Origin of the sequence: Streptomyces sp. NPDC057743, assembly GCF_042798755.1 — a bacterium.
Lineage (GTDB): Bacteria > Actinomycetota > Actinomycetes > Streptomycetales > Streptomycetaceae > Streptomyces.
Window position 1 is genome coordinate 1 of record NZ_JBHVJX010000026.1, and the last position, 12,105, is coordinate 12,105.

9 protein-coding genes are annotated in these 12,105 nt (G+C 69.3%); 5 read left to right on the forward strand and 4 right to left on the reverse strand.

What is annotated here, in order from left to right; genetic code table 11:
• Positions 1-326: 326 nt before the first annotated feature.
• A complete protein-coding gene (locus ACFVFQ_RS26755) occupies positions 327-2,618 on the reverse strand; it encodes a (Fe-S)-binding protein (protein ID WP_383420478.1) in 2,292 nt (763 codons plus the stop codon).
• Positions 2,619-2,960: 342 nt separating this feature from the next.
• Between ACFVFQ_RS26755 and dnaK the strand changes: the two genes are divergently transcribed.
• The 4 genes from dnaK to ACFVFQ_RS26775 are packed head-to-tail and all read left to right on the forward strand — an operon-like array spanning position 2,961 to position 7,205.
• Positions 2,961-4,838: a molecular chaperone DnaK gene (gene dnaK / locus ACFVFQ_RS26760; RefSeq protein ID WP_383420480.1), complete on the forward strand. Its 1,878-nt coding sequence runs from the start codon at positions 2,961-2,963 to the stop codon at positions 4,836-4,838.
• Positions 4,835-5,521, forward strand: a complete 687-nt coding sequence (gene grpE / locus ACFVFQ_RS26765; RefSeq protein ID WP_383420482.1) for a nucleotide exchange factor GrpE — start codon at positions 4,835-4,837, stop codon at positions 5,519-5,521. Before dnaK ends, grpE begins: the two co-directional genes overlap by 4 nt.
• Before the next feature lie 45 nt (positions 5,522-5,566).
• The gene (gene dnaJ, locus ACFVFQ_RS26770; RefSeq protein WP_383420484.1) at positions 5,567-6,748 is read left to right on the forward strand and encodes a molecular chaperone DnaJ; all 1,182 of its coding nucleotides are present in this window, start codon (positions 5,567-5,569) and stop codon (positions 6,746-6,748) included.
• A gap of 1 nt (position 6,749) precedes the next feature.
• Positions 6,750-7,205, forward strand: coding sequence for a heat shock protein transcriptional repressor HspR (locus tag ACFVFQ_RS26775; RefSeq protein ID WP_274914840.1), 456 nt, complete (start codon positions 6,750-6,752; stop codon positions 7,203-7,205).
• Between the two features lie 98 nt (positions 7,206-7,303).
• Here ACFVFQ_RS26775 and ACFVFQ_RS26780 read toward each other — a convergent pair whose 3' ends face one another.
• From ACFVFQ_RS26780 to ACFVFQ_RS26790, 3 genes are all read right to left on the reverse strand, one after another.
• The gene (locus ACFVFQ_RS26780; protein WP_383420486.1) at positions 7,304-7,708 is read right to left on the reverse strand and encodes a hypothetical protein; all 405 of its coding nucleotides are present in this window, start codon (positions 7,706-7,708) and stop codon (positions 7,304-7,306) included.
• A 510-nt stretch (positions 7,709-8,218) separates the two neighbouring features.
• The gene (locus ACFVFQ_RS26785) at positions 8,219-8,623 is read right to left on the reverse strand and encodes a pyridoxamine 5'-phosphate oxidase family protein (RefSeq protein WP_383420488.1); all 405 of its coding nucleotides are present in this window, start codon (positions 8,621-8,623) and stop codon (positions 8,219-8,221) included.
• Positions 8,624-8,665: 42 nt separating this feature from the next.
• Positions 8,666-9,247: a Uma2 family endonuclease gene (locus ACFVFQ_RS26790; RefSeq protein ID WP_383420490.1), complete on the reverse strand. Its 582-nt coding sequence runs from the start codon at positions 9,245-9,247 to the stop codon at positions 8,666-8,668.
• A 195-nt stretch (positions 9,248-9,442) separates the two neighbouring features.
• Between ACFVFQ_RS26790 and clpB the strand changes: the two genes are divergently transcribed.
• Positions 9,443-12,091: an ATP-dependent chaperone ClpB gene (clpB, locus tag ACFVFQ_RS26795; protein WP_383420492.1), complete on the forward strand. Its 2,649-nt coding sequence runs from the start codon at positions 9,443-9,445 to the stop codon at positions 12,089-12,091.
• Positions 12,092-12,105 lie beyond the last annotated feature (14 nt).

Consider the following 12,105-nt stretch of genomic DNA (forward strand, 5'->3'; position numbering starts at 1 on the left):
CCCACCTCGGGGTGGGTTGGGGGGGGTGGGGGGGGGGTGCCTTACGTAAAGCGAAGCAGTCTGGCACCCCCACCCCGGAGGACCGTCACCGCACCCAAAAGCCCCGCGCAGCGGCAACAAGCCCGCGCCGCCAGGCGCAAACAACAGCAACCCGCGCGGCGGGAAAGCCAACAACGTGGGGCACAGCCGGCCGCAGGCAACGGTGGGAAAGCCAACAACGTGGGAGGCACGCCAAGCGCAGCGGAAAGGCGCAACCGACAGGAAAAGGAGACGGCCGGCCCCATGGGGCCGGCCGTCAAACGTTCGGCGTCCGGGACGCCGTTAACTCACTTCGCCGGTGCCGGCGAGGACTCCGCCGCCTCCGCATCCGCCGCCGGCGGATCCAGCGGCGTCTTGACGGAGTCCAGCAGCAGCTGGGCGACGTCGACGACCTGGACGGATTCCTTGGCCTTGCCGTCGTTCTTCTTGCCGTTGACCGAGTCGGTCAGCATGACCAGGCAGAACGGGCAGGCGGTGGAGACGATGTCGGGGTCCAACGACAGGGCCTCATCGACGCGTTCGTCGTTGATGCGCTTGCCGATCCGCTCTTCCATCCACATCCGGGCGCCGCCGGCGCCACAGCAGAAGCCGCGCTCCTTGTGGCGGTGCATCTCCTCGTTCCGCAGGCCCGGGACCTTGCCGATGATCTCGCGCGGCGGCGTGTAGATCTTGTTGTGGCGGCCCAGGTAGCACGGGTCGTGGTAGGTGATCAGGCCCTCGACCGGGGTGACCGGGATCAGCTTGCCCTCGTCGACGAGGTGCTGGAGCAGCTGGGTGTGGTGGATGACCTCGTAGTCGCCGCCGAGCTGCGGGTACTCGTTGCCGAGGGTGTTCAGGCAGTGCGGGCAGGTGGCGACGATCTTCTTGGACGCCTTGGGCTTCTTCGTGGACTCGTCGTCGCTGTCCTCGCCGAAGGCCATGTTCAGGGCCTCGACGTTCTGCTGGCCGAGCTGCTGGAAGAGGAACTCGTTGCCCATGCGGCGGGCGGAGTCACCGGTGCACGCCTCGTCGCCACCCATGATCGCGAACTTCACGCCCGCGATGTGCAGGAGTTCCGCGAACGCCTTGGTCGTCTTCTTGGCGCGGTCCTCCAGGGCGCCGGCGCAGCCGACCCAGTAGAGGTAGTCGACCTCGGTGAGGTCCTCGATGTCCTTGCCGACGACCGGGACCTCGAAGTCGACCTCCTTGGTCCAGGCCAGCCGCTGCTTCTTGGCCAGGCCCCAGGGGTTGCCCTTCTTCTCCAGGTTCTTGAGCATCGTGCCCGCCTCGGACGGGAACGAGGACTCGATCATGACCTGGTAGCGGCGCATGTCGACGATGTGGTCGATGTGCTCGATGTCCACCGGGCACTGCTCGACGCAGGCGCCGCAGGTGGTGCAGGACCACAGCACGTCGGGGTCGATGACCCCGCCCGCGGCGAAGCCGCTGTCGGACGCGGCCTCCAGGGTGCCGATCAGCGGGCGCTCGGCCTCGGCGAGGGCGCTGGCCGGGACGTCCTTGAGCTGCTCCGCGGTCGCCTTCTCGTGGCCCTCGGCGTCCTTGCCGCCGCCGGCGAGCAGGTACGGGGCCTTGGCGTGCGCGTGGTCGCGCAGCGACATGATCAGGAGCTTGGGGGAGAGCGGCTTGCCGGTGTTCCACGCGGGGCACTGCGACTGGCAGCGGCCGCACTCGGTGCAGGTGGAGAAGTCCAGCAGGCCCTTCCACGAGAAGTGCTCGATCTGCGAGACGCCGAACTGGTCGTCCTCGCCCGGGTCTTCGAAGTCGATCGGCTTGCCGGCCGAGACCATCGGCTGGAGCGCGCCGAGCGCCGTGCCGCCGTCCGCCTCGCGCTTGAACCAGATGTTGGGGAAGGCCAGGAAGCGGTGCCAGGCCACGCCCATGTCGGTCTTCAGGGCGACCGTGATCATCCAGATGAAGGAGGTCGCGATCTTCAGGCCGGCGAAGAAGTAGGTGAGGTTCTGCAGCGTGCCCAGGCTCAGCCCCTTGAAGGCCGCGACCAGGGGGTACGTGACGAAGTACGCCGCCTCGTAGTGGTCGACGCCGTGCTGGGCGCCCTCCAGGGCGTGCAGCGAGACGATGCAGATGCCGACGATGAGGATGACGGCCTCGACGAAGTACGCCTGGCCCGTATTGGAGCCGGCGAAGCGGGACTTGCGGCCCGCGCCGCCCGGCCGGTTGAGCTGCCGGATGGCGATCAGGACGAGGATGCCCACGGTCGTCAGGGTGCCCATGCCCTCGACCCACAGCTCCCAGGGGAGCCAGTTGCCGATCACCGGCAGGATCCAGTCGGCCTTGAAGAGCTGCCCGATGGCGTTGACGATCGTCAGCAGCAGGGACAGGAAGCCCACCGCCACGAACCAGTGGGCCACGCCCACGACGCCCCAGCGGTTCATCCGGGTGTGGCCGACGAACTCCTTGGCCACGGTGACCGTGCGTTGCACGGGCTCGTCGGTGCGGGTGCCGGCGGGCACGGGCTGGCCGAGTCGGACCTGGCGGAAGATCTGCAGGATGGCACGGCCGAACAGCGCGACGCCGACCGCGATTAGGACCAGCGACACGATGATCGCGGCGAGTTGCATGGGAGGCTCCTCGAACCTGCGAGAGCGGGCGGAATCTAGAAATCTAAAAGCGCTCCGCTGATCAAAAGCGGCCGGGCCGCCGGGATCTGAGCGGAACTACTAAGCGGTAACTTTTCGGGTCTGCGCTGAGGTTACCCAGTATTCCGGGCCCCATGAAGCCGCCCGGCCGGTGATCTGTGTCGCGCGCGCAACCGTCGAGCCGGCGCCGGCGTCCTCCCGAAGGGTCTGGTGAGGATAAGCGCCCCATAAAAGTTGAGCGCCTCCGACTCAGGTCTGTTGACAGGTTCGATCGGGTGCTGCACTCTTGAGCCTGTTCCACTCAAGTCAGCTGGAGGAATCGAAATGGCACGTGCGGTCGGCATCGACCTGGGCACGACTAACTCCGTCGTCAGTGTTCTCGAAGGCGGTGAGCCCACCGTCATCACCAACGCCGAGGGCGCCAGGACCACGCCGTCCGTCGTCGCCTTCGCCAAGAACGGCGAGGTGCTGGTCGGCGAGGTCGCCAAGCGTCAGGCGGTGACCAACGTCGAGCGGACGATCCGGTCGGTCAAGCGCCACATGGGCACTGACTGGAAGATCAACATCGACGAGAAGGACTTCAACCCGCAGCAGATCTCTGCGTTCATCCTGCAGAAGCTGAAGCGGGACGCGGAGTCCTACCTCGGCGAGAAGGTCACCGACGCGGTCATCACCGTCCCGGCGTACTTCAACGACTCCGAGCGCCAGGCCACCAAGGAGGCCGGTGAGATCGCGGGCCTCAACGTCCTGCGCATCGTCAACGAGCCCACCGCCGCCGCCCTGGCCTATGGCCTGGAGAAGGAAGACCAGACCATTCTCGTCTTCGACCTCGGCGGTGGCACCTTCGACGTGTCGCTGCTGGAGATCGGTGACGGCGTCGTCGAGGTCAAGGCCACCAACGGTGACAACCACCTCGGTGGTGACGACTGGGACCAGCGCATCGTCGACTACCTGGTCAAGCAGTTCAACAACGGCCACGGCGTCGACCTGGCCAAGGACAAGATGGCGCTCCAGCGCCTGCGCGAGGCCGCCGAGAAGGCGAAGATCGAGCTGTCCTCGTCCAGCGAGACGACGATCAACCTGCCCTACATCACCGCCTCCGCCGAGGGCCCGCTGCACCTGGACGAGAAGCTCACGCGCTCGCAGTTCCAGCAGCTCACCTCGGACCTGCTCGACCGCTGCAAGACCCCGTTCCACAACGTGATCAAGGACGCCGGCATCTCGCTGTCCGAGATCGACCACGTGGTCCTGGTCGGCGGTTCGACCCGGATGCCCGCCGTCGCCGAGCTCGTCAAGGAGCTGACCGGCGGCAAGGAGGCCAACAAGGGCGTCAACCCGGACGAGGTCGTCGCCATGGGCGCCAGCCTCCAGGCCGGTGTGCTCAAGGGTGAGGTCAAGGACGTCCTGCTGCTGGACGTCACCCCGCTGTCCCTCGGTATCGAGACCAAGGGCGGCATCATGACCAAGCTGATCGAGCGCAACACCACGATCCCGACGAAGCGTTCGGAGATCTTCACGACGGCCGAGGACAACCAGCCGTCCGTGCAGATCCAGGTCTACCAGGGCGAGCGCGAGATCGCGGCGTACAACAAGAAGCTCGGGATGTTCGAGCTGACCGGCCTGCCGCCGGCGCCGCGCGGCGTCCCGCAGATCGAGGTCTCCTTCGACATCGACGCCAACGGCATCATGCACGTGACCGCCAAGGACCTGGGCACGGGCAAGGAGCAGAAGATGACCGTCACCGGCGGCTCCTCGCTGCCGAAGGACGAGGTCGACCGCATGCGTGAGGAGGCCGAGCGCTACGCGGAGGAGGACCACCAGCGCCGCGAGGCCGCCGAGACCCGCAACCAGGGCGAGCAACTGGTCTACCAGACCGAGAAGTTCCTCAAGGACAACGAGGACAAGGTGCCCGCCGAGGTCAAGACCGAGGTCGAGACCGCCGTCGGCGAGCTCAAGGAGAAGCTCAAGGGCGGGTCCGCCGAGGGCGACAACACAGCCGAGATCAAGACCGCGTCCGAGAAGGTCGCCGCGGTCTCCCAGAAGCTGGGTCAGGCCATGTACGCCGACGCGCAGGCGGCCCAGGGTGCGGCCGGTGCCGAGGGCGCCCAGGCCGGCGGCCAGCAGCAGGCCAAGGCCGAGGACGACGTCGTGGACGCCGAGATCGTCGACGACGAGAAGCCGAAGAAGGACGGTGCGGCGTGACGGAGGAGACCCCGGGCTTCGAGGAGAAGCCCGACGTCCCTTCCGATGCCGCCCCCGAAGACGCGGCACGGGCCGAGTCCGCCGACAAGGCGGGCTCGGCCCCGGCCGGGGACGTCCAGGACGTGGGCATGCAGGCCCAGTTGGACCAGGTGCGCACCGCGCTCAACGAGCGCACCACCGACCTCCAGCGCCTCCAGGCGGAGTACCAGAACTACCGCCGCCGGGTGGAGCGGGACCGCGTGACGGTCAAGGAGATCGCGGTCGCCAACCTGCTCTCCGAGCTGCTGCCGGTGCTCGACGACATCGGTCGGGCCCGGGAGCACGGCGAACTGGTCGGCGGCTTCAAGTCGGTCGGCGAGTCGCTGGAGACCGTGGTCGCCAAGCTCGGCCTGCAGCAGTTCGGCAAGGAGGGCGAGCCCTTCGACCCGACGATCCACGAAGCGCTGATGCACTCCTACGCGCCCGACGTCACGGAGACGACATGCGTCGCCATCCTGCAGCCCGGGTATCGCATCGGTGAGCGCACGATCCGCCCCGCGCGGGTCGCGGTCGCCGAGCCGCAGCCGGGTGCGCAGGGCGCCAAGTCGGCCTCCGACGAGGAGTCCAAGGGTGCCAAGGGCGGTAAGGGAGCCGAGGGTGCCGAGGCCGCGGACAAGGAGAACGGTGGCCCGGACGAGGGCTGATGTGCGGGCCGGGGCGAGAGCCGTCCGGAAGGAGGGACGTCGGGGATGAGCACCAAGGACTTCGTGGAGAAGGACTACTACAAGGTCCTCGGCGTCCCCAAGGACGCCACCGAAGCGGAGATCAAGAAGGCGTACCGCAAGCTGGCCCGGGAGAACCACCCCGACGCCAACAAGGGCGACGCCAAGGCCGAGGAGCGCTTCAAGGAGATCTCCGAGGCCAATGACGTGCTCGGCGACGCCAAGCGCCGCAAGGAGTACGACGAGGCCCGGGCGCTGTTCGGCAACGGCGGCTTCAGGCCCGGCCCCGGCGGGGGCGGGAGCTTCAACTTCGACCTCGGCGACCTCTTCGGAGGCGCCGGGGGCGCGGGCGGCTCCGGCTCCGGTGCCGGCGGCTTCGGCGGCGGTCTCGGGGACGTCTTCGGCGGCCTGTTCAACCGCGGCGGCACCGGCACCCGCACGCAGCCGCGCCGCGGCCAGGACATCGAGTCCGAGGTGACGCTCAGCTTCACCGAGGCGGTCGACGGGGCCACGGTCCCGCTGCGGATGTCCAGCCAGGCGCCCTGCAAGGCGTGTTCGGGCACCGGCGACAAGAACGGCACGCCGCGGGTCTGCCCGACCTGCGTCGGCACCGGCCAGATCAGCCGGGGCGCGGGCGGCGGCTTCTCGCTCACCGACCCGTGCGCCGACTGCAAGGGCCGCGGCCTGATCGCGCAGGAGCCCTGCGAGGTCTGCAAGGGCAGCGGCCGGGCGTCCAGCGCCCGCACGATGCAGGTCCGCATCCCCGCGGGCGTCTCCGACGGGCAGCGCATCCGGCTGCGCGGCAAGGGCGCTCCGGGCGAGCACGGCGGCCCGGCCGGTGATCTCTACGTGGTCGTCCACGTCGAGGCCCACCCGGTCTTCGGCCGCAAGGGCGACAACCTCACCGTCACGGTGCCGGTCACCTTCCCGGAGGCCGCGCTCGGTGGCGAGATCAAGGTGCCGACGCTCGGCGGCCCGCCGGTCACGCTCAAGCTGCCGGCCGGCACGCCCAACGGACGCACCATGCGGGCCCGCGGCAAGGGCGCGACCCGTAAGGACGGCACCCGCGGTGATCTGCTGGTCACCATAGAGGTGGTCGTTCCCAAGGACCTCGGCGACAAGGCGAAGGAAGCGCTGGAGTCCTATCGCGAGGCGACCGCGGGCCCGGACCCGCGGGCGGAGCTGTTCCAGGCCGCGAAGGGAGCATGAGATGGACAGCCGGGGCGGGCAGCGTCGTAACCCGTATGAACTGACCGAAGAATCGCCGGTGTACGTCATCTCCGTCGCGGCCCAGCTCTCCGGCCTGCACCCGCAGACCCTGCGGCAGTACGACCGCCTGGGCCTGGTCTCGCCCGACCGCACGGCCGGGCGGGGCCGCCGCTACTCCGCCCGCGACATCGAACTGCTGCGCACCGTCCAGCAGTTGTCGCAGGAGGAGGGCATCAACCTCGCCGGCATCAAGCGCATCATCGAGCTGGAGAACCAGGTCGCGGCGCTCCAGCAGCGGGTCGCCGAGCTCCAGGGCGCCCTGGAGGGCGCGGCCAGCACGATGCGGCAGCGGGAGGCGGCGGTGCACGCCTCGTACCGCCGGGACCTGGTGCCGTATCAGGACGTGCAGCAGACCAGTGCGTTGGTCGTCTGGCGGCCCAAGCGGTCGTCGGAGTGATGCTGCGCTCGACGCGCTGAAGGGCCGGGGTGGTCGCACCACCCCGGCCCTTCGTGCGTTCCCGCCGGGCGATGGATCCCCGCCCAACTCCCTTACAGTCAGCAGCCGTTGTAGCCCGCGGTGGGCATCGACAGCCGGCGGTGCACCCGCGACTTCATCGCCAGGGTGTAGACCGGCTCGTCCAGGTCGGCGGTCTCCAGCCGGATGCCGGCCGCCGCGCAGCGTGCGGTGAACTCGTCGGCGCCGTTGATGGCGTACTCCAGCGCCCGGCGGTTGGGCGCGACGAACATGTCGACCAGGCCCTTTTCGACGTCGTGCCACAGCGCGCTGTGGTCGGCGCGCAGCTGGTGCAGGCTGAGCTGACAGGTCAGGCGGTAGTCACGGGCTGCCGCCCACTGTTTGCACATGGCGTGCTGGCTGCGGTCATCGACCAGGAACGGATCCTCGTCCAGCTCGGACAGCGGCATCAGACAGGCGATCGCCGTCACTCGGACCGAGTTCATCGTGCCCTCCGGGGCGTGGCGACTGTGGGGGCGACGATACCCCCGCGAAGGGCCCGGGGTGGAGGGACGGCGCCGGGCGGCGACGCGTATCCGCAGGCGTGGCAGATCTTCCAGCCGTCCTGATTCACGGCCAACTGCCCGCCGCAGCGCGGGCAGTTCTCGGCGTGCGGGCGGGGGCGCCTGGTGCGTTGGTGCGGCAGTGGGCGCGGAACGGTCGTCGTGGTGCGTAGTGCCGACGCCATGCGGCCTCCAACTGCCGTCATTTCCGCCCGGGACGGGTCCGATCCCGCTCACGGATGTGCGGAGGTGTTCGGTTCCTGCCGTTCCTGACTACCAGTTGGGGGCCCGGGAGCGGATTTGAACGGTCCGGTTCCGGCCAGGTCCGGACCTGGTGGGTGGGCGGGGCTGGCCGGTACCCGTACCGGTCAGGCGAGTTGGCGGGGATACGGCCGATACCGGGGGGTGGTGCGCGGGCGCGCCGGGTGGCGGGGCGTGTGCCGGCGGGGGCGCTCAGCCCCGCCCGAGGGCCCGGGTCACCGCGATCTCGATCAGCACGCGGTCCGGGTTGGGCGACGGGGTCCGGCCGTACCGCTCGGCGTACCGGCGCTCGGCGTCGGCCACCGCCTCCGCGTCGGTCCGCACCCGCGCGATGCCCTCCAGGGTCGCCCAACGGCCGCGGTCCACCTGGCACACCGCCACCCGCGCCCCGTCGGCGCCGGCGGCGAGGACGTTCTTGACCTTGGTGCTGTCCTTGCGGGTGATGACCCGCGCGATCCGCTGCCCGGCGTCGTAGGTGACGCCGACCGGGACGACGTGCGGGGTGCCGTTGGCCCGCGGCGTCGTGAGGGTCGACATGAAGTACTCGTCCCAGAAGGCGAGGTACTCGGGGGGCAGTGCGCTCAGGTCGTGGGCCATGGGGCCAGGGTAGTTGGGGGCCAGAGCGCGGCCCCCGGCCGGTCACAGGAAGTCGGCCGTCTCCAGGTCGAAGGAGAAGGGGGCGGGGAGGGGGAGGGGTTTGCCGAAGGGGACGGTGATGTTGCCCATGTAGTCCCCATCGGAAGGCTCGCTGAACAGCGTGACCATGGACTTCTCACGATCGATGAGGAGGTAGAGCGGGATGTTGGCACGGGCGTAGGCGTCGCGCTTGATGACGCGGTCCCGGTAAGGCTTGCTTGAGGTCACCTCGACGACGAGGGCGACAGCGTCGCTGGGAATCCAGTGGCCCGGCAGACGAAAGAGGTCTGCGTCAATGGGCACGAAGGTGGCATCCGGGATCACGTAATTCTTGGGATACAGGCCGCCAGGTGACAGCACGATCCCCTTGTTGCCGGATACGTCCATGTCAGTGCGGGACTTGCTCAGAACCTGCTTGACGATCCTGCTGAAGAACCGCTCGTGATTGTTGTCCGGCGGCGGCGTCACGACGATCTCCCCCTCGATCAGCTCCGCCTTGAAGCCCTCGGGGGTCTCCAAGGCGAAGAAGCCGTCCAGGAGGGTCTTTTCGTTCGTCGCTACGGGCTCGTGTGCCATAGCCGTCATGCTGCACCTCCTTGTGTTCGATGGCCAGTGTCACCGGCCGCCGCCTGCGGAAAGAGGCCGATGGTCGGATCTTCACTCGTAAGCGTGATCGATTGCCTTGAGTGGAATAGACTCAACTTATCGCACGTTGAGCAAGGCAGGATTGGATAGAGGAAGCGCGCGGAGCGCCGGACGCACGAGGAGGATCAGGCAGACGTGGACGCCGAGCTGACCAACAAGAGCCGGGAGGCGCTGAGCGCCGCCAACGAGCGGGCGGTCACCGCCGGGCACGCGGACATGACGTCCGCGCACCTCCTGCTCGCCCTGCTCGCCGGGCAGGACAACGAGAACATCATGGATCTGCTGGCGGCCGTCGAGGCGGACGCCGCCCAGCTCCGTTCCGGCGCCGAGCGGCAGCTCGCCGGGCTGCCCAGCGTCCAGGGCTCGACCGTGGCCCCGCCGCAGCCGGACCGCGAGCTGCTCGCCGTCATCGCGGACGCCGCCCAGCGCGCCAAGGAGCTGGGCGACGCCTATATCTCCACCGAGCATCTGCTCATCGGCATCGCCGCCAAGGGCGGCCGCACCGGTGAGCTGCTGGAGCAGCAGGGCGCCACGGCCAAGAAGCTGCTGGCCGCCTTCGAGGCCAGCCGCGGCGGCCAGCGGGTGACCAACGCCGATCCGGAGGGCACCTACAAGGCGCTGGAGAAGTTCGGTACGGACTTCACCGCGGCGGCCCGGGAGGGCAAGTTGGACCCGGTGATCGGCCGGGACCAGGAGATCCGGCGGGTGGTGCAGGTGCTCTCCCGTCGTACGAAGAACAACCCGGTGTTGATCGGTGAGCCGGGTGTGGGCAAGACCGCGGTGGTCGAGGGGTTGGCGCAGCGGATCGTCAAGGGCGATGTGCCGGAGTCGTTGCGCAACAAGCGGCTGGTGGCGCTCGATCTGGGGGCGATGGTCGCGGGCGCGAAGTACCGGGGTGAGTTCGAGGAGCGGCTCAAGACCGTGCTGGCCGAGATCAAGGCCAGTGACGGGCAGGTCATCACGTTCATCGACGAGCTGCACACGGTCGTCGGCGCGGGCGCGGGCGGCGACTCGGCGATGGACGCGGGCAACATGCTCAAGCCGATGCTGGCCCGCGGTGAGCTGCGGATGGTCGGCGCGACGACGCTGGACGAGTACCGCGAGCGGATCGAGAAGGACCCGGCGCTGGAGCGGCGTTTCCAGCAGGTGCTGGTCGCCGAGCCGACCGTCGAGGACACCGTGGCGATCCTGCGTGGCCTGAAGGGGCGCTACGAGGCGCACCACAAGGTGCAGATCGCCGACTCGGCGCTGGTCGCCGCGGCCACCCTCTCCGACCGCTACATCACCTCCCGCTTCCTGCCCGACAAGGCCATCGACCTGGTGGACGAGGCGGCCTCCCGGCTGCGGATGGAGATCGACTCCTCGCCCGTCGAGATCGACGAACTCCAGCGCTCCGTCGACCGGTTGAAGATGGAGGAGCTGGCGCTGAAGAACGAGACCGACGCCGGCTCGGTGGCGCGGCTGGAGAAGCTGCGCAAGGACCTCGCCGACAAGGAGGAGGAGCTGCGCGGGCTGACCGCCCGTTGGGAGAAGGAGAAGCAGTCCCTCAACCGCGTGGGCGAGTTGAAGGAGCGGCTGGACGAGCTGCGTGGGCAGGCCGAACGGGCCCAGCGCGACGGCGACTTCGACACCGCCTCCAAGCTGCTCTACGGCGAGATCCCGGGCCTGGAGCGGGAGTTGGAGGAGGCCGCGGAGGCGGAGGCCGAGCAGGAGGCGGCCAAGGAGTCGATGGTCAAGGAGGAGGTCGGCCCGGACGACATCGCGGACGTGGTCGGCTCCTGGACGGGCATCCCGGCCGGGCGGCTGCTGGAGGGCGAGACCCAGAAGCTGCTGCGCATGGAGGAGGAGCTCGGCAAGCGGCTGATCGGGCAGAACGAGGCGGTGCGCGCGGTCTCCGACGCGGTGCGCCGCACCCGCGCGGGCATCGCCGACCCGGACCGGCCCACCGGCTCGTTCCTCTTCCTGGGCCCCACCGGCGTCGGCAAGACCGAACTGGCCAAGGCGCTGGCCGACTTCCTCTTCGACGACGAGCGGGCGATGGTCCGGATCGACATGTCGGAGTACAGCGAGAAGCACAGCGTGGCCCGGCTGGTGGGCGCGCCTCCCGGCTACGTCGGTTACGAGGAGGGCGGTCAGCTCACCGAGGCGGTCCGTCGCCGTCCGTACAGCGTGGTGCTGCTGGACGAGGTGGAGAAGGCGCACCACGAGGTCTTCGACATCCTGCTCCAGGTGCTCGACGACGGCCGGCTCACGGACGGCCAGGGCCGCACCGTCGACTTCCGTAACACCATCCTCATCCTGACCTCCAACCTCGGCTCCAACTTCCTGATGGACCCGCTGCTGAAGGAGGAGCAGAAGAAGGAGAAGGTGCTGGAGACGGTCCGCGCCGCCTTCCGCCCCGAGTTCCTCAACCGGCTGGACGACCTGGTGGTCTTCCACCCGCTGGGCACCGACCAGCTCCAGCGGATCGCCCGGATCCAGCTGGACCACCTCCAGCGCCGCCTGGGCGACCGCCGGCTCACCCTGGACGTCACCGACCGCGCGCTGACCTGGCTCGCCTGGCTCGGTCAGGAGCCGGCCGCCGACGCTCCGGCCCCGGACCTCTCCTACGGCGCCCGCCCGCTGCGCCGCCTGGTCCAGACGGCCATCGGCGATCAGCTGGCGCGCGCCATCCTGGCCGGCGACGTGCTCGACGGGGACACGGTCCGGGTGGACGTGAACACGGCCGACACAGCCGGCGACGGCGAGCGCCTGTCGGTGGCCGCGGTGCGCCCCGCGGCCTGACCGCGCCGGGCGCC

Excerpts from the sequence above, each read along its gene's own strand:
- ACFVFQ_RS26775 (WP_274914840.1), top strand. The coding sequence starts at position 6,750 with ATGGACAGCCGGGGCGGGCAGCGTCGTAACCCGTATGAACTGACCGAA.
- ACFVFQ_RS26755 (WP_383420478.1), bottom strand. The coding sequence starts at position 2,618 with ATGCAACTCGCCGCGATCATCGTGTCGCTGGTCCTAATCGCGGTCGGC.
- dnaK (WP_383420480.1), top strand. The coding sequence starts at position 2,961 with ATGGCACGTGCGGTCGGCATCGACCTGGGCACGACTAACTCCGTCGTC.
- ACFVFQ_RS26785 (WP_383420488.1), bottom strand. The coding sequence starts at position 8,623 with ATGGCCCACGACCTGAGCGCACTGCCCCCCGAGTACCTCGCCTTCTGG.
- ACFVFQ_RS26780 (WP_383420486.1), bottom strand. The coding sequence starts at position 7,708 with ATGAACTCGGTCCGAGTGACGGCGATCGCCTGTCTGATGCCGCTGTCC.
- ACFVFQ_RS26790 (WP_383420490.1), bottom strand. The coding sequence starts at position 9,247 with ATGACGGCTATGGCACACGAGCCCGTAGCGACGAACGAAAAGACCCTC.
- dnaJ (WP_383420484.1), top strand. The coding sequence starts at position 5,567 with ATGAGCACCAAGGACTTCGTGGAGAAGGACTACTACAAGGTCCTCGGC.